16 protein-coding genes are annotated in these 21,120 nt (G+C 70.1%); 8 read left to right on the top strand and 8 right to left on the bottom strand.

What is annotated here, in order from left to right; all coding sequences use genetic code 11:
* Positions 1–13 precede the first annotated feature (13 nt).
* The 7 genes from ACZ38L_RS16815 (at position 14) to tyrS (ending at position 7,514) form a co-directional block, all read left to right on the top strand.
* Positions 14–1,171 (top strand): hypothetical protein, encoded by a 1,158-nt coding sequence (locus tag ACZ38L_RS16815; RefSeq protein ID WP_465693751.1) that lies wholly within the window; start codon positions 14–16, stop codon positions 1,169–1,171.
* Positions 1,165–2,094 carry a radical SAM protein gene (locus ACZ38L_RS16810; RefSeq protein ID WP_465693747.1) on the top strand — a complete coding sequence of 310 codons (930 nt, stop codon included), beginning with the start codon at positions 1,165–1,167 and terminating at the stop codon, positions 2,092–2,094. The genes ACZ38L_RS16815 and ACZ38L_RS16810 overlap by 7 nt, the downstream gene beginning before the upstream one ends.
* Positions 2,091–3,170: a hypothetical protein gene (locus ACZ38L_RS16805; RefSeq protein ID WP_465693743.1), complete on the top strand. Its 1,080-nt coding sequence runs from the start codon at positions 2,091–2,093 to the stop codon at positions 3,168–3,170. The genes ACZ38L_RS16810 and ACZ38L_RS16805 overlap by 4 nt, the downstream gene beginning before the upstream one ends.
* Before the next feature lie 20 nt (positions 3,171–3,190).
* Positions 3,191–3,928 carry a class I SAM-dependent methyltransferase gene (locus ACZ38L_RS16800; RefSeq protein ID WP_465693739.1) on the top strand — a complete coding sequence of 246 codons (738 nt, stop codon included), beginning with the start codon at positions 3,191–3,193 and terminating at the stop codon, positions 3,926–3,928.
* Entirely contained in the window at positions 3,925–5,061 is a 1,137-nt protein-coding gene (locus ACZ38L_RS16795; RefSeq protein ID WP_465693736.1) for a hypothetical protein, read from the top strand. The genes ACZ38L_RS16800 and ACZ38L_RS16795 overlap by 4 nt, the downstream gene beginning before the upstream one ends.
* Positions 5,058–6,011 carry a glycosyltransferase family 2 protein gene (locus ACZ38L_RS16790; protein WP_465693733.1) on the top strand — a complete coding sequence of 318 codons (954 nt, stop codon included), beginning with the start codon at positions 5,058–5,060 and terminating at the stop codon, positions 6,009–6,011. Before ACZ38L_RS16795 ends, ACZ38L_RS16790 begins: the two co-directional genes overlap by 4 nt.
* Before the next feature lie 96 nt (positions 6,012–6,107).
* On the top strand, positions 6,108–7,514 hold the full coding sequence (gene tyrS, locus ACZ38L_RS16785; RefSeq protein ID WP_465693888.1) for a tyrosine--tRNA ligase: 1,407 nt from the start codon (positions 6,108–6,110) through the stop codon (positions 7,512–7,514).
* 67 nt (positions 7,515–7,581) lie between these two features.
* Here the strand turns inward: tyrS and ACZ38L_RS16780 are convergent, their stop codons facing one another.
* Positions 7,582–9,342, bottom strand: a complete 1,761-nt coding sequence (locus tag ACZ38L_RS16780; protein WP_465693730.1) for a proline--tRNA ligase — start codon at positions 9,340–9,342, stop codon at positions 7,582–7,584.
* A 113-nt stretch (positions 9,343–9,455) separates the two neighbouring features.
* Between ACZ38L_RS16780 and ACZ38L_RS16775 the strand changes: the two genes are divergently transcribed.
* A complete protein-coding gene (locus ACZ38L_RS16775) occupies positions 9,456–10,337 on the top strand; it encodes a class I SAM-dependent methyltransferase (protein WP_465693726.1) in 882 nt (293 codons plus the stop codon).
* Between the two features lie 317 nt (positions 10,338–10,654).
* Here the strand turns inward: ACZ38L_RS16775 and ACZ38L_RS16770 are convergent, their stop codons facing one another.
* The 7 genes from ACZ38L_RS16770 to ACZ38L_RS16740 all read right to left on the bottom strand — a co-directional run bounded on the left by ACZ38L_RS16770 (position 10,655) and on the right by ACZ38L_RS16740 (position 21,094).
* The gene (locus ACZ38L_RS16770) at positions 10,655–12,058 is read right to left on the bottom strand and encodes a glutamine synthetase family protein (protein ID WP_465693722.1); all 1,404 of its coding nucleotides are present in this window, start codon (positions 12,056–12,058) and stop codon (positions 10,655–10,657) included.
* Entirely contained in the window at positions 12,058–13,563 is a 1,506-nt protein-coding gene (locus ACZ38L_RS16765) for an amino acid permease (protein WP_465693717.1), read from the bottom strand. Before ACZ38L_RS16765 ends, ACZ38L_RS16770 begins: the two co-directional genes overlap by 1 nt.
* 89 nt (positions 13,564–13,652) lie before the next feature.
* Entirely contained in the window at positions 13,653–14,534 is an 882-nt protein-coding gene (locus ACZ38L_RS16760; RefSeq protein WP_465693714.1) for a hypothetical protein, read from the bottom strand.
* Positions 14,535–14,808: 274 nt separating this feature from the next.
* Positions 14,809–15,774 carry an SAM-dependent methyltransferase gene (locus tag ACZ38L_RS16755; RefSeq protein WP_465693712.1) on the bottom strand — a complete coding sequence of 322 codons (966 nt, stop codon included), beginning with the start codon at positions 15,772–15,774 and terminating at the stop codon, positions 14,809–14,811.
* Positions 15,775–16,500: 726 nt separating this feature from the next.
* On the bottom strand, positions 16,501–17,421 hold the full coding sequence (locus tag ACZ38L_RS16750; RefSeq protein ID WP_465693709.1) for a thiopeptide-type bacteriocin biosynthesis protein: 921 nt from the start codon (positions 17,419–17,421) through the stop codon (positions 16,501–16,503).
* A complete protein-coding gene (locus ACZ38L_RS16745; RefSeq protein WP_465693707.1) occupies positions 17,418–19,859 on the bottom strand; it encodes a hypothetical protein in 2,442 nt (813 codons plus the stop codon). Before ACZ38L_RS16745 ends, ACZ38L_RS16750 begins: the two co-directional genes overlap by 4 nt.
* On the bottom strand, positions 19,856–21,094 hold the full coding sequence (locus tag ACZ38L_RS16740; RefSeq protein WP_465693703.1) for a PqqD family peptide modification chaperone: 1,239 nt from the start codon (positions 21,092–21,094) through the stop codon (positions 19,856–19,858). Before ACZ38L_RS16740 ends, ACZ38L_RS16745 begins: the two co-directional genes overlap by 4 nt.
* Positions 21,095–21,120 lie beyond the last annotated feature (26 nt).

Here is a 21,120-nt window from a genome sequence, read left to right as displayed (position 1 = left end):
TAGGAGATCCACGATGCACTCGCCCCCCGTCCCGATCCCCGACCTCGTCCACCTGGTCAACTCACCCGCCGACATCTCCCCGGCTGAGGTCCACAACGGTCTGCTGCACCTGCTCGGGCTGCCCGCCGGCCCGCCCCGTGACGTGATGCTCGGCAGCGTGCTGACCGCCCTGCTCCTGCGCGGACCGCGCCCTGCCGAGGTGGAAGCCGCGATCCGGGCCGCCCGCACGCTGGACCACAGCGCGTGGGAGCCCCTGATGCCGCCGTCGGGGATGCGGCTGGTCGGCTACACCGGCAGCGGGAAGAAGACGTACAAGACGATCAACATCAGCTCGGCTGCCGCGCTGGTCGCCGCAGCGGGCGGCGCACACATCGCAAAGCTTGGCTCGCGCAGCGCCTCCTCCAAGACCGGTTCCCGGGACTTCATGGACGTGGTGGGTGCGCGGTGCGAGTCTCTTTCGCCGCAGGCCATGGTGGACATCGCGGGGGAGTGCGGCTTCGGGTTCTTCTCCATCGAGCACCGGGTGCCGGAGTTTGACCTGCGGTACGGCCGCCGTTTCCAGGCCGTGCACGCCCTGAGCCTGGGCTTCCCCGCCCTGCTGAGCCCGGTGGCCTGCCACGGCTTCGTCTATGGCCTGTCCCACCCGGCCGTCCAGGTGTCCGCGCGACTGCTGCACCGGCTCGGCCTCGGTGACGTCACCGTAGTCAACTCCTCCCCCGTGCCCGGCAGTCAGGTCGACGAGCTGATTCCCGGCGGTACCGTCCGCGTCTGCCGCCTGACCGCTGGCCAGGAGGACCTGGAGTTCGCACGCGCCGTCGGCGAGGCCAGTGGTGTCGTGGGTCCGGTCGGTGGCCTCGGCTCCCTTGCACAGCGCGCCGATCCGCGCGCCAACGTCGCCGCCATCGTGCATCTCCTCGCCGGCCGCGCCCCGGCGGTGGCCCGGCGCACCGTCGCCCTGAACGCGGCTGTGCTGATGGTGACCGCCGGCGCCGTCCCCACCTTGCGGGCTGGGCTGGCCACCGCGCTCGCCATCGTGGACGACGGCGCCGCCCTGGACAGCCTTCGCCGTTTCGTCTTCCTCACGGGCGGTGCCCCACGCACGGTCGACGCCCTCTTACGACTGCCCGCGGACCGCCGTCCGGCCTCCGACAGGGAGACGACCGCATGCTGACCCACGAAGAACTCGCCATCGTGCATCTGGTCCTCAACACCGACTGCAACGCCTGGGACCTGCCGAAGACGGCCGGCTCCCCGGGTGTGTGCCGCTTCTGCTACCGCGAACGTAACCGGGTGCACACCGACGAAGCGACCGTCCGCCGCGTCATCGACCGCGTCCGGGCCGAGTCGGAGGCGCGGAGGATCGTCTTCACCGGCGGCGACCCCGTCATGCCGTACGACAACCACCTGGAGCCCGCGCTCCAGCACGCCCAGGCCGCCGGCTTCGAGACCAACCTGCACACCAACGGCCTGCTGCTCGCCGACCGCTACGCGGGCCTGCGCGACCACGTCAGCCTCTACTCCTTGGCCGTGGACGGCCCCGACGAGCAGAGCGCCGACTGGTTCCGCGGCGACGGCTACTTCACCACCTTCCGGGCCAACACCGCTCTGCTCGCGGCTGACCGGCGGCGCCTCGCCTTCAACACCTTCACCACCGCTGCCTCGCTGGCCGCCCTCCCGAGCCTTGCCGAGACCATCACCGGACTGGCCGCCCGCACGCCGGTGGAGTACTGGCTGATCTCCCAGTACCGCCCGATCGGCCGCGCGAACTCCCGCAAGGCCGACCTCTACGCCTACGACCGTGAGGCGTTCACCGAGGCCGTCACCCACGTCCGCAGCCTGCTGTCCGGCACCGGCATCCAGGTGTATGACCAGCCGACCCGCGCTGCCGAGGACGCCTATCCCTTCCGGGTCTGGGTCCTGGCCGACGGCACCGTCACCGCCGATCTCGGCAGCGTCGCCGCGCCCCGCAACACCGTCCTCGGCAACCTCCTCGCCGACGGCTTCGAGCCCCTCGTCCGCCGGGCCTTCGCATCGCGCTCCACCGCCGACACCTCCACAAAGACCTCCCCGGACAAGGAAGTGACCGCACCGTGAAGTTCGACTCCGCGTACTACGACGACGTCATCGCCCGCCACAACTACGAGCGCATCGCTCCCGAGAGCACCGCTGCCGCCAGCGACAGCGTCACCCCGGAGGCCGACGCCGAACCCGCCCTCGGCGCCATCGACTTCCCGCTCGCCGGCCTGAGCCCGGACGACCTGCGCACCAAGTGGATGTGCCACACCGGAGCCAGGGCCTTCGCGACCGCGGTCGCCGACGGGAAGCAGGCCACCGTGACCACCGGCGTAGGCCTCGGCGGCCCGCCGCACGCCGGCACCGTCTTCCAACTCCTGCGCGCCGTCACGCTCCAGCAGCACGGACTGCACGTCCAGATCGTGCTCGGCGACCTCGACTCCTACAACGCCCGCCGCACCCCGCTGGCCGAAGTCCGCCGACTGGCCGACCAGTACGAGGAGTTCATCCGCCGACTCGGATTCGACGACGAGCGCGGAGTCCTGCGTCGCCAAGAGGGCAACGCCGACGTCCTGGCCACGGCCTTCCTGCTCTCCCGCCACCTGGACGACGCCGACTTCACCTGGGCCGAGGAGGACCTCTCCGGCCTCTACCGCAACCACGGTGTCTTCGACCACCTCACCTACGGCATGAAGCAGGCCACCCTCCTCATGGCCGCCGACTTCGTCCACCTGCTCGCCCAGGACCGCCACGTCCTGGTCTCCCTCGGCGTCGACGAGCACAAGTACGTGGCACTCGCCCGGCGCGGAGCCGAACGCTGGGGTCTGCCCGCCGACCGCCTCTCCGGCATCTACACCAAGATGATCCCCGGCCTCGGCGGCCTGCCCAAGATGAGCAAGAGCATCCCCGGCTCCGGCATCACCGCCGCCATGCCGGCCGACGACATCCGCGCCCTGCTCGCAGCCGACACCGACTCCGGGCCGGACGACGACACCTCCGCTCTGCTCCAGATGTTTGCCTGCCTGCCCGAGACCGGCGGCCACGCCTACGACCTGGCCGCCGAAGCCCGCCGCACCGGCGGCCACCGCTGGCGCGAGCTCCGCGAGGAGCTCACCGAGCGCATGGTCGGCATCTTCTCCCTCTGGCCCCAGCTGTGACACGACCGAAGGAGCTCACTGTGTCGACGACTCCCGCGCTGTCCCCCGCGTCAGCCCCGGCGCCGTACCCCGTTCTCTCCCGTCAGCCCCTCGGCGACGCCACCACCCACCACATCCGGACCGGCTACCGCCACCGGACCACCGTGGAGTACTTCACCGACACCACCGACGACGACGTCACCTGGCAGCCCGACGTCTACCCGTACGCCGCCACCCTCGCCGAGCACTCCGGTCTCGACACCCTCATCGACCTCGGCTGTGGCCGCGCCGGCAAACTCGCCGCCCTGGCCTCCGAACGCCCCGACTGGACGTACATCGGCGTCGACTTCGGAGACAACCTCACCTGGTGCCGCGAGAACCACGCCTTCGGCGAGTGGATCGACGCCGACCTGGAGAAGGCCGAATACCTCCCGCTCGCTCCCGATCTCCTGCAACGCTCCGTCGTCGTCTGCTCCGACGTCATCGAACACCTCCTCGACCCGCTCCCGCTCCTCGCGCTCACCCGCAACCTCCTGTCGGACGGCGCCTCCGTCGCCGTGTTCTCCACCCCCGCCCGCGAGTTCCGCAGCGGCTACGACGCCCCCGGGCCGCCTCGCAATCCCAGCCACGTCCGCGAGTGGGCCAGTGACGAGTTCCAGGCCCTCCTGCGCGCCCGCGGCTTCGAGATCCACTATGCCGGCGTCACCCGAAGCGACGACGCCTCCCACGGCCTGTCCACCCAGCTCGTCACCGTCGGCCTGCCCGAGGTCCGCCGATGACCGCCACCACCGCTTCCCCGGAGTCCGGCCTCCGCGTCGTCCACCTACCCGCCCGCACTCCCTACGCCCGCAAGCTCAACGGCCCCGGCATCCGCGCCCTGAACACCACCCCCGAGCCCACCGAGATCCGGCCCGGCCTCGTCGTCCCCGCCGACGTCACCGCTTCCTGGATCCTCGACCACACCCCGTTGGACTGGCTCGACGTCCTCCACCTCCACCACATCGACCTCGAAACCCCCGCCGTCCTGGAGCGCCTCCTCGACGCCTGCGCCACCGCCGGCGTCCGTGTGGTCTTCACCGCCCACGACACCCGCCCCATGTTCGGCGGCGACAGCGACGGGGCCGACGCCTTCGTCACGCGCCTGCGCCTGCTCCTCGCCGCCGACGTCCCCTGGATCTGCCTCACCGAAGGCTCTCGCGCCGACCTCGCCGCCCTGCTGGGCGCCGAGCCTCCCGCCACCGTCATCCCGCACGGCTACGTCGTACCGCCCGACACCCTCCGGCACCGCGAACGCCTCCCCGGCACCGGCGTCCGCACCCTCCTCTACGGGGCCACCCGCGCCAACCGCGACCAGATCTCACCCGTCGTCAACTGGTCACTCGCCACCAGCGACCCCGCCCACACCCTGCACCTCCTCCTGCGCGCCGCCAGCCCCGCCGACTTCACCCGCACCACTCCTAACCCGCTCCCCGTGATCCTTGACACCGCCCGCCACGACCCCCGCATCCGGATCACGATGCGCCCGTACCCCACCGACGCCGACGTCCTCGACGCCGCCCTCGCCAGCGACCTCCTCCTGCTCCCCTACCTCTGGGGCACCCACTCCGGCCAACTGGAACTCGCCTTCGACCTCGGCCTCACCCCGGTCTGCGCCCGCGTCGGTCACCTCCCCGAACAACACCGCCTCCACCAGCGGCACGACCAGGCCGTCCCCGAACCCGAATGGTTCGACTGGACCACCGGCCACCCCAACCTCTTCGGCGAACGCTTCCTGACCGCCCTGGAATCCGCGACCGCCCGCACGGCCGCAACCCCACGCCGCCTCGACCAGGACTTCCTCGACTACCGCGCCCAGGAACACAAGGACGTCCTCACCGCCCACCTCTCGCTCTACGAAGGCGGCCACCGATGACGAACGCCCCGTTGCCCCGGATCTCCTGCGTGATCCTCTGCCACAACTACGGCCGCTACCTCGACCGTGCCATCACCAGCTGCCTGGAGCAGGAGCCCGGCAACTACACCCTCCACGAGATCCTCGTCATCGACGACGGCTCCACCGACGACACCCCCGAGATCTGCCGCCGCCACCAGGACCACGTCCGAATCGTGCACCGCCCCCAGCGAGGGTTTGCCCAGACCCTCACCGACGCCGTGCTCCTCGCCGAGGGCGACTGGATCGCCCCACTCGACGCCGACGACTGGTTCCACCCTGCCAAACTCCGCACCTGCGCCGAGGCCATCACCCCCGATCGCCTCCTGATTGACCACTGGGAGACCGTCGTCGGCGTCGACGGCCGCCCTCTGCTGCCCGAGCCCCACCCCGGCGGCAACACCAGCACCCTCCTCGTCCGTCGCGACGCCGCTCGCACGCTTCTCCCCGTCACCAACGAGATCCACTTCCACGCGCTGCGCGACGCCGGCCACGGGCACACCCTCACCGAGCCGCTGGTGAACTACCGGCTCCACCCGGCAAGCATGACCGACCGGACCCTCAACGGTTCCTCCCAGCATTACCGCGCCGATGTCTGCGTCGACCTCGCCGACCGCCTCGTTGCCCTGACGGCCGCCCCGCCCGCCTGGGCCACCGCCGCCGCACTGCGCCGCATCTCCCACCGCTACCAGGCCCGCGCCGCCGGGCACCGCGTGGAAGCCCACCTTCAGCGGGGCCAGCGCCTCCACACCCTCCGCCCGCTCGTTGCGATGCTCCACCACTCCCTCCGCGGCCGGGCACCGCTCTCAGCGTGGCTACGCAGTCTCTGGAGCGTCACCCGTGACCGCCCACTCGCTCCGCCGCCGCCAACCTCAACTACCGCTCCGGCCCCGGCGGTTCTCCATGTCGACACCGAAGCGCACGGTAACTAAATGAATGCGATTCCGGATACGCCGGTGCTAAAATCACGTGCTTCTCCCATGCCCGCTGGCCACGCCAGCCAACAGATCCAGGAGCGTAACGACGCCATGAGCCGTCTCAGCGAGTCCGTAGTCCGCGCCATGGAGATCCTCAAGGGATCGGACCTGGCCGCGGACTATACGGTCGCCCGGCTCTTGGAAGAGACCTATAGCCGCCGCTCGCTGGACCTGTCCGACCTCTCCCCGGCCGAACAGGCCGCGCTAGTCGAAGGCCGCGCGATCAACGTCATCCCCTCCGCGTCCGCGCTCGCGGAGAAGATCACCGCTGCCCAGGCCGAGGGCCGGCCGCTCGTGGTCAAGTACGGCATCGACCCGACATCCCCGGACGTCCACCTGGGCCACTCGGTGCCGATCATCATCGCGTCCCGTTTCCAGCGCATGGGCCACCACGTCGTCTTCATCATCGGCGACGTCACCGCCAAGATCGGCGACCCGTCCGGCCGCTCCTCCGAGCGGCCGGCGCTCACGGACGCCGACATCGCCCACAACCTCAGCGGTTACCAGCAGCAGGTCACGCCGTTCATCGACTTCACGCGCGCCGACCTCCGCTTCAACGGTGAGTGGCTGAACAAGGTCAGCCTCCCCGAACTGGTTGGCATCCTGGCTCATGTCCCGGTCTCGATGACCCTCCAGCGCGAGGACTTCCGCAGCCGCCTCGCCGCTGGCGACGGCCTGTCGGTCGCCGAGTTCGTGTACTCCGTCGTGATGGCTCTCGACTCCGTGGCCATCACTGCGGACGTCGAGCTCGGCGGCGTGGACCAGCTCCTGAACCTCCAGATGTGCCGCAAGGTCATGGAGATCCGCGAGCAGACCCCCGAGGCCATCATCACTACCCCGCTCATCGAGGGCACTGACGGCACCGGCGCCAAGATGAGCAAGTCCAAGGGCAACTACGTCGGGCTCTCCTCCTCCCCGGACGAGATCTTCGGCCGCGTGATGTCCATCCCCGACCACCTCATCGAGCCCTACCTCAAGCAGCTCACCGAGTGGACCGACGAGGAGATCGCCACCGTCACCGCGCGCGTGGCCGACGGCACTGCGCACCCCATGGCCGTCAAGCGCATCCTCGCCGGCGAGGTCACCGCCACCCTCCACGGCCTGGAGGCTGCCGAGGCCGCCCGCGCCGAGTTCACCGCCCGTTTCTCCAAGCGGACCTTCGGCGAGGCGCAGAACCTCCCGGCCGTTTCCCTCAAGGAGCACGCCGAGACCACTTTGGTCACCCTGCTCACCCAGACCCTGGGCTTCGCCCCCAGCAACTCCGCCGCCCGCCGCGTCGCCGCCCAGAACGGCCTCCGTCTCATCGCCGAGACAGCGGACGGCGAACAGCGCACCACCCAGCTCGACGAGGGCACCACCCAGCAGTCGTTGTCCGCCCTGGTCACCGAGGCCGACATCGACGGGGAAGTGACCTTCTACCTCAAGGCCGGCCGAAAGATCGCCCGCATCGACGTGTGACGCAACGGTGTGGTGGTGGGCCTGGGCCTGCCCCCACCACCACGCCACGTGCTGACGAGTCGACGCCTCACACGGCGGCGGTCAGCAGCTTGCGGACGTGTTCCACCGCCTGGGCCACCGGCACGGACTGGGTCTCGCCCGTGGCCCGGGTGGTGACCTCGACCGTGCCGTCGGCCAGGCCGCGGGAGCCGACCGTGATCCGGTAGGGGATGCCGATCAGCTCGACGTCGCGGAACTTCACGCCGGGCCGCTCGTCGCGGTCGTCCAGCAGCACGTCGACCCGCTCGCCCTGCAGTTGCCGGTACAGGCCCTCGGCGGCCTCGACCACCTTGTCGTCGCTGGTGCCGAGGACGACGACGGCCACGTCGAAGGGGGCGACGGCGACGGGCCAGATGATGCCCTTGTCGTCGTGATGCGTCTCCACGATGGAGGCCAGTGCCCGCTCCACGCCGATCCCGTAGCTGCCCATGATCGGGACGACGCGCTCGCCGTCCCGGACGAGCACGGTCACGCCCAGGGCCTCGGTGTACTTGCGGCCGAGCTTGAAGATGTGGCCCACCTCGATGGTGACCACCACCTCCAGCGGGGTACCGCACTGCGGGCAGGGCTCCCCGGCGGTCACCTCGCGCAGGTCCGCCCAGCGTTGCACGGCGATGTCCCGCTCGACGGACACGCCGCGCAGGTGGACGCCGTCCGTGTTGGCTCCGGTGGTCATGTCGGTGCGGCCGCGCAGGGCCTCGTCCACGAGGACGGGCAGCTCGGCGACGCCGATCGCGCCCAGGCTGCCGGGGGAGGCGCCGAGCGTCGCCTGGATTTCCTCTGCCGTGGCGGGCCGCACAGCCTTGGCGGCGAGGGTGTCGATGAGCTTTTGCTCGACCAGGTTGTGGTCGCCGCGGATCAGGATCAGGGTCGGCTGGTCGTCGACCACGTACACCAGCGTCTTGATCTGCCGCTCGGCCGGCACGTCGTGCTGGCGGGCCAGCTCCTCGATGGTGCGCGCGTTAGGGGTGTCGAACCGCTCCGGGGCGTCCAGGCCGGGGCCGTCCACGACGGCGGGCAGGGCGGAGGTCGCCTTCTCGGTGTTCGCTGCGTAGTCGCAGCCCGGGCAGCGGACCACCAGGTCCTCGCCGGCATTCGAGGGGCTCATGAACTCCACCGACGTGCTGCCGCCCATGCTGCCGCTGGACGCCTGCACCGGGATCGCGGGCAGCCCGATGCGGGCGAAGATCCGCTCGTAGGCGGCCCGGTGCAGGTCGAAGGAGCGGTCGAGGCCGCCAGCCTCGATGTCGAAGCTGTACGAGTCCTTCATCGTGAACTCGCGCACCCGCAGCAGGCCGCTCTTCGGGCGGGCCTCGTCGCGGAACTTGGTCTGGAACTGGTACCACATCTGCGGCAGGTCCCGGTAGGACCGGAGCTCCTGCGACAGGACGGTGAAGATCTCCTCGTGGGTCATGCCGAGGGCCAGGTCCGCGCCCTTGCGGTCCTTGAGCCGGAACATCTCCTCGCCCATCACCTCCCAGCGGCCACTGCGCTGCCAGATCTCGGCCGGGTGGAGGGCGGGCAGGACGAACTCCTGGGCGCCGATCGCGGTCATCTCCTCGCGGATGATGTCCATGATCTTGGCGCGGACGCGCACCGCCAGCGGCAGCAGGGAGTAGTGGCCGGCCATGAGCTGCCGGACGAACCCTCCTCTCACCAGCAGGCGGTGGCTCACCGCATCCGCGTCCGCCGGGTCCTCCCGGAGAGTGGGCACGTACAGCTGGGACCAACGCATGGGACCGGAGACCGTCCTCTCGGTGAAGCTGCGGGGTGTCGCGGTGGTGCTCACGCCGACAGCACGACGGGAGACGCATCCTAGTGGCGTCGCTGCGCCCGACTCGCGCCATTTTTGGGAACCCGCAGCCGGTGCGCCCAACAGGTTCGAGGCATGGATGGAGACGGATGGCGGAGACGCCCGGTGACGCGCGAAGCAGCGACCAGTCGGTCGAGGCTGTACGCCGCTACTACGACGACCTCGCCGGAGCCGAACACGAACGCCTCACGAAGGATGTAGCTGGCAGGGTGTCCTTCGAGGTCCACCGTCGCTTCCTCAAACCGCATCTGAAAGAGAATCAGCAGATTCTGGAGATCGGCGCGGGGACCGGGCGCTTCACCGTCCTGCTCGCGAAGCGCAGCTCACGCCTGGTGGTCACCGACATCTCTCCGGTCCAGCTCCGCCTGAACGAGGCCAACGTCACTGCGGCCGGCGCCGAGCACGCCGTCGAGGCGCGCCACACACTCGACATCCGCGACACCAGCCGCTTCTCCGATAACTCGTTCGACCTGGTCCTGGCTTACGGCGGCCCGCTGTCCTACGCCTTCGATGACGCGCACCAGGCCCTCGCCGGCCTCCTGCGGATCGCCAAGCCCGATGGCATCGTCGTCGCCTCCGTCATGTCCCTCTGGGGCAGCTGGCGCGCCCGCCTCCCCGGGGCCATGCAGATCGCCGTCCGCTTCGGCCCCGACATCGCCGACGCAGTGATCCGCACCGGCGACCTACGCCACGTTCCGGGCATGGTCCATGTCTGCCGGATGTTCACGTGGGAACAGATCACCAACCTCGTCAACGTGTGCGGAGGCGAGATCCTGGCGGGCTCGGCGAGCAACTGGGCGAGCCTCGAAGACCCAGCCGTCCTGGCCGAACTCGAACGCTCGCCCCGGCTCTGGGAACGATTCCTCGCCTACGAGACGGCCGCCTGCGCCAGCCCCGGCGCCCGTGACGGTGGTACCCACATTCTCTTTGCAGCGCGCCGGAGCACTCCCGGGTGGCGCGCGCCCTCCTGATAGTGAGGTCGAGGCAGCCCTTCTGTCTCGGCGCCGCGGGCTACGGAATTGACCGAGCTCCAGTGAAGCGCATGACCGGGCGGATACGCGCGATCGACCTGGCGATGTCATCCGCGGACGGCTTCGCACTGACCGGCTGGCAGGCTTGGCTACGGCGACGTCACCCTAGCCCCGGACCCCGACTCCGGGGAGACGGCGGCACTGCGGAGGCGAATCGAGGCCGCCCTGAAAGTGGAAGGCCATCGGTGGACGGTTGAGGGGAGGGCATGGCGGTCTTCCTGCGTCGTTGGTCGGATGTCATGGTGGTGGGGAGATGTTCACGCCTGGTCGAAGCCGCGCTGGATCTCCAGGTCGTTCACATGCCGCTGGTGGAAGCCGAGTTCGGCGCCGGCGGCGAGCGCGTAGTGGGCCACGGTCTGCTCACCGAACAGGGCGACGGCCAGATCGCTGGTCTCGAAGACGTGCAGGGCCTCGTTCAGCGAGGCCGGCACCGCAGACGCGGCGCGGTCCAGGTAGGCGTCGCCGCGGATCGGCGCGGGCAGGGCAACGCCCCGCTCGATGCCCTGCCGGACACCGGCCGCAGCCGCGGCCGCCACCAGGTACGGGTTGGCGTCCGCGCCGGGCAGGCGCACTTCCAGGTGCAGGCCCGGGCCGTGGCCGACCACCCGCACCGCGCAGCCCCTGTTGTCCCGGCCCCAGGTGAATCGCGTCGGTGCGAACGAGTGGTCCCGGTACCGCTTGTAGGAATTGACGTACGGAGCGAGGAGCGGCATCAAGGCCGGTAGAGCGGTGAGTAGCCCGGCCACGGCCTGCTCACCCAGCCGCGACAGCTTCTCGGGGTGGTCCGGGGCAGCGAGAACAGGCTGGTCCCCGCGCCACAGTGACAGATGCAGGTGCATCCCCGAGCCCGTCTCGTCGCTGGGCGCGGCCATGAACGTGGCCGCCATGCCGTGGCGTTCGGCGATCGTGCGTGCCGCGTCCTTGAGCAGCACGTGCTGCTCGCAGGCCGCCGGCGCCTGCCCGTACGGGAAGGTGATCTCCAGCTGGCCCGGCGCACCTTCAGCCTTGACCGCCTCCACGGGCAGACCCGCGTCAGCCAGCGACGACATCAGGCGCCCGATGAACCGAGCTGCCTTCGGCGGGAGGTCGAAGGCGTAATCCCTACCCGCACCGGTCGCCGGCCGCAAGGTGCGCGGGCCGACGCCCACCTGCTGGGGCCGGCCGGGGGCCGGGGCGTGGTAGATGACGAATTCGGTTTCGAGGCCGATCCGCATCTCCAGGCCGTGGCTGGCCAGGGCGGAGAGCTGCTCGCTCAGCACGGTGCCCGGGGCGACGGCAAGACGCTGCCCGGCCGTGTTCAGCGGATCGGCGAGCACCAGCGCGGTGTACGGCACCCACGGCAGCATGCGCGCCGAGCGGACGTCGGGGGCCAGGCGAACATCGCCGTACCCGTCCCGCCAGAGCCTGTCCGTCGGGGTCATGCCCAGGTCGGTGTCGAGCAGGTACCCGCAGCCCTCCAGGTGCAGGGTGCCGTTGAGCAGCTGCTTCACGATCCTGGCCGCCGGGTAGGTCTTGCCCCGCAACCGCCCTTGCAGGTCGACCGTGGCGATCCGCACCCAGCGGATCCCGCCGATGCTCACCGCCTTGCCGAATTGGCTTCGCGTCAGCTTTCCCCGATTGTTGGGGGTCTTGCCCTGTGCGGCCGTTGCGGCGGTGGTCATCAGACGACCTCGGCTTCCAGCTCGGCCATCGCCCGGTCGGCGACCGGGATGCTGTAGCGCGGGCCGGCCACCCGGTAGCTGACCTCCGCGCCGACCAGGACCACTACCAGGGCGACACCTGCGTAGTTGAAAGAGTCCACGGTCACCGGGGAGGTCTGCGGCAGGAGGAAGAGCATCGTGACGAAGGCGACCCACACGACCGCGATGATGCCGATCGGCCTGCTCCAGCGGCCCAGGTTCCACGGGCCCGCTTGGAAGCGGTGCCCTGCGCGTAGCCGCAGGAAGACGGGGATCGCGATGGCAGGTGTGAGGCCGATGACGTTGATCGAGGTGACTGCCGCGTAGGCGGTCGGCGAGTACAGCACCGGCAGGGTCAGGACCAGCGCCACTCCGACCGACAGCCACACCGCGGCCACCGGTGTCGCGGTCTTCGCCGAGACCTGCCGCCACCAGCGGCTGCCTGGCAGCGCTCCGTCGCGGCTGAAGGCGAAGATCATCCGACTGGTGGCGGCAACCTCCGCCGCGCCGCAGAAGAGCTGGGCGCCGATCACGATCAGCATCAGCAGCTTCGCGCCGGTGGTCCCCAGGTTGTCCAGGAAGATCTGCGCCGGCGGGACCCCGGTCGCCGTGGTGATCGTGTCCTGGTAGGAGTGGATCGAGGAGATCAGGCCCACCAGCAGGACCAGCCCCGCGATCCAGGACGACCACACCGCGCGCACGATCCCGCGCGGCGCCGCGATGGCGGCATTGGTCGTCTCCTCGGACAGGTGGGCCGAGGCGTCGTAGCCGCAGAACGTGTACTGGGCCATCAACAACCCGAGGGCGCTGACGTACAACGGGTTGTGCCACCCAGTCTGGTTGACGAAGTGCGTCAGCACGAACGACGCGGACTGGTGATGGGCCGGAACCAGGGCGAGCACCCCCACGATCACCGCCACCCCTGCCAGGTGCCACACCACGGACACACTGTTGAGGATGCTCACCAGGCGCACGCCGCGCAGGTTCACCAGCGCGTGCAGCAGCAGGAGAAGCGCGAAGATGACGAACAGCTTCGCCGGCGTGGGCGCGAAGGAGAACTGCATCTGCAGCAGGGCGCCGATGAACTGACTCGCCCCGTAGTCGATGCCGGCGATCGCACCCAACAACCCGAGGAGATTGAGCCAGCCGGTGTACCAGCCCCACTTCGGGCCGCCGAGCGTGTGCGCCTGGTAGTACAGCGCGCCGGACACCGGGAAGGCCGAGGTGATCTCGGCGAACGACAGCGCCAGGAGCAGCACCGCGAAGCCCACCACGACCCAGCCCCACACCATCACCGCCGGGCCGCCGGTGACCAGCCCGAACCCGAACAGGGTCAGGCACCCGGACAGGATCGAGACGACGGAGAACGAGCTGGAGAAGTTACCGAACGCGCCCATCCTGCGGTGAAGTTGCGGTTTGTATCCCATGGATTGCAGACGGGCGTCGTCGCTCGCCACGGTGGGGCCGGCGCGGTGTGCGCGGGGCATCATTCCTCCAACAGCACTCAAGGGAAAGGGGATTTTGGAAGCAGTGGGTTCGATCACCGGCGGGTTGGCGGGGGCGACCGGGCCTGCGGTCAGCCACGCGCGAGGGCCCCACGCGCCTGGAAGCGGGCGTCGAGAAGCAGGTCCGTGCCGCCACCAGGGGTGTCCGCCACGGCCTCCCACGGCTGTCGGGAGCCCAGCAGCCCCAGCACCTGGAAGACCTGCGCCGCGTCCTTCTTCCGGTTGGCGGCCCACAGCGCGTGGGCGAGGTGGCTCAGATCGGGCACCGACCTTGCTTCGCTCGCCTGCCCGAGGAACCAGCCCGTCCAGGCCTGCTCGGTGTCGCGGGTGCACGGCTCGCGCACCCACTGACTCTTCAGCAGGGCGTTGCGCCGCGGCGCGGCGCGGTACCGCTCCACGTGCAGGTACAGCGGCAGCAGCCACAGCGGCGAGCCGACCGGTGCGTGTCCCAGCAGCCAGTTCACGAACTCCGCGGCATGCCCCACCCGGCCACGGTTCAGCCACCACCGCAGCATCCGGTGGTGCCCTTCGCGGCTGTAGGGGTCGCGCTGCTGGAGCTGCGACAGCAGCCACCACGGGCCGGCGGGCAGCAGCGGGTCCGGCGCCCGCCCGCCGTGCTCCTGGAGGAGCTGGCCCGGGTCGAGGACAGCCAACTCCAGCAGGGCCACCCAGGGCACGGGATCGGCCGGGACTATCCGTGCCGCGTGCCAGCACTCCCGGCGAGCCGTCTCATGCAGCGCACCGGCCTGGGCGTGCCCCGCACGCGCGGCGGCCAACGCCCGCAGCACCGCGACCCGCGCCCGCAGTACCGCCAGGTCGACGCTGCCCAGGTCCTCCCGTGCCCAGTGCTCCAGCACATCCGAGCGCGCCGCCGTCCCCGCCAGCACCTGGCTGCGCGCGGTGCGCACCGGCCAGTCGCTCCCGGTGCGGGCCATCAGCTGCCGGGTGGACATCCAGCGTCCCGCCTGGAGGTCGGCCACAACCACCCGTAACTCGCCATCGAGGCCTGCCGGGTGGAACACAACCTCTTCTTGCCGTCCAGTGACCACCATCACCGCACCCCGCCCACAGTTGACGGACACGGCCGATGGAGCGAGCCCACGCCTCCCAGGCCGCCAGCGCGCGGGGAAGCCTGCTGCGACTCCGGCGGCGGCCCGCCCTGTTTCAGCTGGTCTGCCGGCCCCGCCTCGCAGCCCGCCCGCCGGTAGGCCAGGCCGTCCAGGGCGCTCACAGCGTGCGGCCGATCGCGCCGTACCGGGATACCGTCGCCGCACTCAGTTCCAAGAGCGCCTGCGCATCAGGCCTCCACCGGTTGACCGCCACCAGCCCCGGGGCAGCCAGCAGCATGCCGTCCAGGAAGCCGGCAACCTGCTCCAAGCTCCGGGGGAAGATCTCGACCCCGTGGGAGCGGTAGATCGCGCCAACCGTCTGCCACACCTTCGGCGCGAAGTCCGCCGTGGCGTGGGAGAACACCAGCCACGAGCCCTGCGGCAGCCCCTCCAGCAGCTCGGCGACCATCCGCTGTGGGTCCTCCTCGTCCGGGATGTGCTCCAGCACCGACTCCAGCACCACCGCCACCGGCCGGGCTGGGGAGAGCAGTGCGCGTACCGCGGCGGTACCGAGAAGGTGCTGTGGATCGCGAAGGTGCCCGCGGACCACCGCCAGTCGGCCCGGCGGCGGGCAGGCCAGCTCGGCCCGCAGGTGGCTCAGGACGATCGGATCGTGGTCCACACACACCACGCGCGCCCGCGGAGTCTCCGCCTGAACCACCCCGTGCAGGTGCGGAAGGGATGGCATACCAGCCCCCAGGATCAAGACCCCCCGCACCTGCTCGTCCCGCGCCAGGTACCGCAGCGCGCGCTCCACGAACCGCCGACGAGCTCGCACCGCCTGCGCGAACGCCGGCACAGCCGCGGCCAACTGCTCTGCCGCCGCCCGGTCAGCACGGAAGCCGTCCTTCCCCCCGAGAAGATGGTGGTCGATCCGCGCCGGGAGTGGCCGGTCGACATCCAACGTGGCGCCGGCAGCCCAGTCGCGGAGATAGGCCGGCATCCGGGCAGCGGCGCGCGTGGTGGCCGGAGCGGCGCAGGCGGGATCACATCCGGTCGGGGGTGGTGCCTGCTGCGGGTCCTGAAGGCTGGCCATGGTGTCCTCGGCGGTCATCTCGAAGCGCGGACAGAGCGGGTAGTGCACCGGCTCGCCGCTTGGTTGGATCCGGCTCCCGGGCGGCAAAGGGGGGAATGCCGCTCCGGGAGCCGGGGTTTGATGGAGCTGTGCCGTCCGCGCAACGGTCGAGCCAGAAGGCAGTCAGGCTTGAGTAGGAGCACGGGGCCATGCGCTCTGGATCTTGCGTGGCAGTCCCATCGCCGTCGGCGCGGGATCTGCGGCGGTGTGCATACGGAGTCACTCAGAAGAGGAGTGGACCGGGGGGAGCGCTCGACGGTCGCGCGGTGGAGGCCGGCGAGGCTGACCCACGACCGCGGCTACGGGCCCGACTCGTGGACGCCTTGAACGTCACGGTCGACCAGTTACAGGACCTTCTCACTGCCGAACGCGCTGGCGTTGCTGGGCCAGTCGATCTCCCTCCGGCCTCTCGCAGCTGGCCGCAAGGCCACTGCAGGGGCCTTTCTGAAGCAGTGGAGTCCGCGTTCGCGCCGAAGGAGGCATGCGCAGGCCGGGGAGCGCGCCGCAGCGTGCACCGGTCGTCAGAGCTGAAGGGCGACCCGGAATCTCAGCGAGCCCTGCCCGATCTGGCCAGGAGCCGAACGCCGGCAGCAACCGACCCAGCCGCGCACGCCGTCAGCAGTACCGTGGTCAGGATCTGGTGCAGCACCACCGCGATCGCGATGGCGCATCCGGCCAGTGCCAACAGGACACAGGCCAGGATTAGCCCCCCTGGACTTCGCGTGCTCCCGCGGCTCATGCTGGGCTCCCTTCGTAGGTCGCGGCGATGATGCCGAGCAGCGCTTCCTCTCGGGGAAGAATGCCCAATCGGTTCGCCATCATGTGATTCTGATGAAACATCAGATGCCCTGGCGTGCGTGGTACGGAAGTGTCGGCCGCTTGGCGTAAGTACGCGGTCACCGCTGCGGACCAGTCGGCTATCTGGGAGACCGCCCAGGCGTCCGTGGACAGCCGCTCCAGGCTTCGGTGGATGGCCTGTTCCCCTTGAGCCTGCCGTCGCAGCCCATCGCGCAGTCGCTCCGCCTCGGCGCCGGCGTCGCACGTCCACCAGTAGAGATGACGATCCCAGTAGTCTGCTGGGCTCGGGCTGCCGGGTCGGATCCCATGGATCCGCTGGACCACTGCCACGGAAGCGCGCATCAGCAGAACAGTCAGCGCCGCCCGGTCGGATGTCTTCGCCAACGCGTTGGCCTTCAGCGCCAGCTCGCTGGACCGCGCGAACAGGAGCTCCGCTGCCTCCACGCCTTGCGGCCCGCCGTATTTGTCGAACTCGGGCTCGTACAGGGCGGTGTCCACCCCCGTGTGCCGGCCCTTGAACAGGTTCGCGTCGAAGGGCACCAGCGAGGCGTGGGGCTCGCACGGCTGTGCGGCGATCTCCGCACACGACTTCGCCAGGCTCGGCAGTGCCCGTTGCAGCTGGTCGAGCAGGGCCCGCCGGCCACGGACGCGCAGCCGCAGATGTGGACCGTTCCAGTCGGTGTACCGGATGAAGAACCAGCGTTGTGCTCCACCGTCGCTGAGTAGGGGCAAAAGTTCGGGCAGCAGTGTCTGAACGGCGAGGTCGAGGCGGTCGAGTCCTCCCGGATACAGGCGGGCATACCACCAGCCTGGTAGGTCCGGCCAGGCGCGGAGCGTGGTGTCTTCGGCGATGGTCATGCATTCCCCTCATGGTCGGCGGGTGCGCGGCCGGGGGTGGGGCGGTCCCAGCAGAGGAGGGAGACGTGTTCGGTAGCGCGGTGGAGCCCGTCCCTGTCCCGCACCCAGTGACTGTTACGGGCGGGGACGGCTTCCGAGAGGCGAATCGCGGTGGCGTTCGCCAGCCGGGGGTTGCCTGCGGCGGCGAGGACGGCGTGCGAGCTGTGGAAGGAGAGCCAGGATGGCTTGCGGCCCGCGTAATCGCCCATGGGACCGCCGCCTTCCAGGGCAACGAACACTTCGTCCGGAAGCTGGTGGGCACGGCGCCAGGTGTCCATCCGGGCGAAGAACTCGTGCGGCTCTTCCCCTTTTCCCGGGGTCGGCAGCAGATGTGGCCCCAGGCGCCAGGTGCGGCGGCGTAGCACCAGCCGACCGTGAGTGCGGGCGGGCTCTTCTTCGATCGGTTCGCCGGGTGGTGGCAGGATCTCCAGCGGGCTGTGGTTGCAGCTCAGGTGGATGGCTCCGTTGACCCAGGGGTCCGTCAGGCAGAGCAGCAGGCGGACCGGCCCCGACATCAGGTGTGCGGGGACGACACCGAGATAGACCGGTGCCACGGCATCTCCCTGACTGTCGGTCAGCAGCAGCGTGTTCGTATCCGGCTCGTGGTGCAGCTGCAGCTGTGCGAGTCCCTCTGATGCTTGGGCGTGGGGTGGTTCGCCCGGCCAGGTGAACGGGGGCAGGATTCCGGCCGTGTCCAGCTGCATGCTGTTGAGGTCTGCGCACAGGGAGATCTCGTGAGGTCGCGCGTCGGGGAAGGCATTCTCGATCCAGTCCCGCAGCCTCCCGGACAGCCCTGGGCCATCGTCGGTCGGGTCCAGTAGCCGGCGGAAGCGGGCGACCAGACCGCCGAGTCCCGGGTTGAACTGGTTGACGACCATCCGGTAGTCGCCCTCGTGTACGCGACCGGCGTCAGCCGCGCTCAACTGGTACAGCACGGTGGTGGCGGGCGGTGCGCTGCTGGCCGAGACCGGCAGCCAGGCGCGCGCGGTGGCCATGCCGAAGCAGGCTCGGTCGGCGGTCAAGGCAGCGCCGAACTGTTGGCCGAAGTCGGGTGCCGACGCCAGCTCGATCAGGAAGGTGTAGGCGTCCGGGCAGTGCCCGCCCGGGCCGTAGCGGGAGAGGAACTCGGCCAGCATCCAGTCGTAAAGATGGCTGCGGAAGACATGGGGTCGCGTGAGTTCTGCGAGCTCGCGCAGGTCTTCCTGGACATGTTCGGTGGGGAAGTCGACAGCGACATCCGCCACCGCGTCCTCGTAGACCGAGAGCGGCTTGTCGCCAAGGCTGAGGCCGGCCATCGCTGTCAGCCGGGTGCGGCCGTCCAGGCGGCCCAGCGCTTGGGTGCGTCGATGGACTTCACGGGCCGTGGCCGCCGCTGTGGCAGCCGCTTCGGTGGCGACCGCGTCCAGGGCGCGGGCCACAGCGGGCAGGGGCTCCTGGTCGCCGTAGGCCCACGGCAGGACCAGCCGGATCAGTTGGGTGTCCAGCAGCCGCAGGTAGCAGCCGAACGGGTCATCGCCGCCCAGTCGGGCGAGGAACTCCGGCACCGACATCTGCGGCCAGGTGGCGAGGGACCTGAGGGCGTCGGCGTAGAGCACGGCATCGACCACTGTGTCAGCTCGCCAGGCCAGCGCGGTTCCGGAACGGACGGCGGGGACCAGCAGCCTTGGACGCTCACCGACTGTGCGTGCCGAGCGGTTCGGTTCGACCCGGAAGGCCGCCGCGCACTCCTCGCTTCGCGCCAGCTGGTCGATCCAGTCGCGGATGTGCTGCTGGGCCACGCTGACCCGGCTGCTGCCGTCGGCGCGCGCACCGTCCAGTGCGAGAGCTGTGAAACGGGAGAAGGGACTCGTTTTGGTTGCGGCTCGTGACGCGTAGGCGAGTACTCCTCGGGCCGCCTTGGTTCCCGGCCGGAGGTCGGACGACCTGAGGTGGCGCAGCAGATCGGGGCTGGCATGTGCGAGGCCCTGCGAGAAGGCGGGGTGGTTGAGCAGCTCGCGCAGCCGCACTCCCGCCGCCGCACTCTCCCCCGCGAAGGCCGCCGCGACCGCGCTTCGCAAGGGCTCTGCTCGGCTGAGGCCGTCCAGGTGGCGGGTGAGCAACTCTGCTTCGTCTTCGAGCCGGTGGCCCAATGCGGCGCGGTGCTCGGCGGAGAGCGCATAAGGCTTGCCGCTGTGCAGGGACCGTCGTAGTGCGAGCGCGCTGCGTCGCAGTTCCGGGTGGTCGTCCAGGCGCGGGACCAGTTTGTAGAGCGCGTCGCCGAGCCGAACGGCCGAGTCCGCCAACCCCGCCTGGACCTCGGCGAGTTCCACCAGCAGTGCGCAGGTGAGAGGGAGTTCGACGTCCAGTGCCTCGACCGGCAGGCCGTTCACCCGGTGGACGGTTAGGGGTGCGACGGTCATGAGCCGATCACCGAGGCCAGCAGCCGCCACCAGGAGGCCAAGATGAGGACGGCCATGATCAGGCCATAGCTGAAGCAGACCAGGCCGAAGGCGAGATAGCCGACCCGGTGACGGCGGTCCAGTGCGCGCAGGTGGCTGGGAAGCTCGGTGCGGGTCACCAGGTGCAGGAGATAGCCGAATGACCGGCCGCGTAGGTTGACCGCGCCCAGCGCCGACTCCAGCGCGTGGTAGCCGTCGGATGGCAGCAGGGGATTGAGGTTGACGATCATTAGCAGGACCTGCATCTGGAGCAGGGCTGCGGCTATCTCGGCCGCGGTTCCGCGCGTGGTCAGCAGCACCAACCCGCTCGCTCCGGCCCAGAAGACGTCGCTGAGCGGGCCCGCCAGAGCGATCAGCACCCGCGCTCCCCGGCTCCTGACCCGGTAGGCGTCGGTGCGGTCCACATAGGCGACCGGCATCACGTAGAGCATCAAGGTGATCCCGGCTTCGCGCACCGGCACGCCCAAGTACTGGCAGACGAGCGCGTGTCCGGTCTCGTGGACCGCGACCTGAACGACCATGATCCCCATGGCGGCCCAGAACCAGGTCGAGTAGTGCATCCCGAAGGGGTGCCGGCTGAGCGCGAGACCTGCGCACCCGGCCGCCACCGCAAGGCAGGTGAACAACAGCCCGAGCAGCAGTCGGATGGGGATGGCGCGGAGCCGCGCAGCCAAGGGCTCGAGCAACCGGTGCGCCGACCGGGTCAGCGGCCAGCGCGGGGTTCGGCGGCGCAGTGACATGTGCAGCAGGCGGTTACGGCGGTTCGGCTGCGGGGGCTCGGCCGAAAGCACGCCCACCTGTCGCAGTTCACTGAGGAACCTGGCCACCGCCTCCTCGATCCGGACGGGGTCGCCCGGAGCGACTTCGATGACTCGCTGAATGAGCTTCCGGCCGGTTGATTCTCCGTCGAGCAGGCTCAGGACGGCGGTTCCGGCCTTGGAGATGGCCACATAGCGTCCGGTTGCAACGTCGAAGAGCATGGGACGGCCATCAGCGCCCTCCAGCTGCTCGACGGTGTCCCGCAGGGACAGGGGCTCGGTCTCGATCCAGCTCTGGTCTTCTGCGGCTGTCGGAACCGTGCCGGCATCGGGGGTCTTTCGTGCGGTTTGGAGCCGCATGCTCACCCTCCTGGGATACTTGGGCTGGTGCCCTTGGCACCGAACGACTCGCGCCGCCGGTTCGGCGATCTTGTCCATCGCCGAACCGGCGGCGCGGCCCTCGT

Source organism: Kitasatospora sp. NPDC024654 (assembly GCF_055559155.1).
The sequence above is the reverse complement of the archived record's forward strand: the minus strand, read 5'-3'. Positions and strand labels throughout refer to the sequence as shown.

Bases quoted from the DNA above. Each gene is read 5' to 3' on its own strand.
- ACZ38L_RS16815 (WP_465693751.1), top strand. From the start codon at position 14: ATGCACTCGCCCCCCGTCCCGATCCCCGACCTCGTCCACCTGGTCAAC.
- ACZ38L_RS16810 (WP_465693747.1), top strand. From the start codon at position 1,165: ATGCTGACCCACGAAGAACTCGCCATCGTGCATCTGGTCCTCAACACC.
- ACZ38L_RS16795 (WP_465693736.1), top strand. From the start codon at position 3,925: ATGACCGCCACCACCGCTTCCCCGGAGTCCGGCCTCCGCGTCGTCCAC.
- ACZ38L_RS16790 (WP_465693733.1), top strand. From the start codon at position 5,058: ATGACGAACGCCCCGTTGCCCCGGATCTCCTGCGTGATCCTCTGCCAC.
- tyrS (WP_465693888.1), top strand. From the start codon at position 6,108: ATGAGCCGTCTCAGCGAGTCCGTAGTCCGCGCCATGGAGATCCTCAAG.
- ACZ38L_RS16775 (WP_465693726.1), top strand. From the start codon at position 9,456: ATGGCGGAGACGCCCGGTGACGCGCGAAGCAGCGACCAGTCGGTCGAG.
- ACZ38L_RS16770 (WP_465693722.1), bottom strand. From the start codon at position 12,058: ATGACCACCGCCGCAACGGCCGCACAGGGCAAGACCCCCAACAATCGG.
- ACZ38L_RS16765 (WP_465693717.1), bottom strand. From the start codon at position 13,563: ATGCCCCGCGCACACCGCGCCGGCCCCACCGTGGCGAGCGACGACGCC.
- ACZ38L_RS16760 (WP_465693714.1), bottom strand. From the start codon at position 14,534: ATGTCCACCCGGCAGCTGATGGCCCGCACCGGGAGCGACTGGCCGGTG.
- ACZ38L_RS16750 (WP_465693709.1), bottom strand. From the start codon at position 17,421: ATGACCATCGCCGAAGACACCACGCTCCGCGCCTGGCCGGACCTACCA.
- ACZ38L_RS16745 (WP_465693707.1), bottom strand. From the start codon at position 19,859: ATGACCGTCGCACCCCTAACCGTCCACCGGGTGAACGGCCTGCCGGTC.
- ACZ38L_RS16740 (WP_465693703.1), bottom strand. From the start codon at position 21,094: ATGGACAAGATCGCCGAACCGGCGGCGCGAGTCGTTCGGTGCCAAGGG.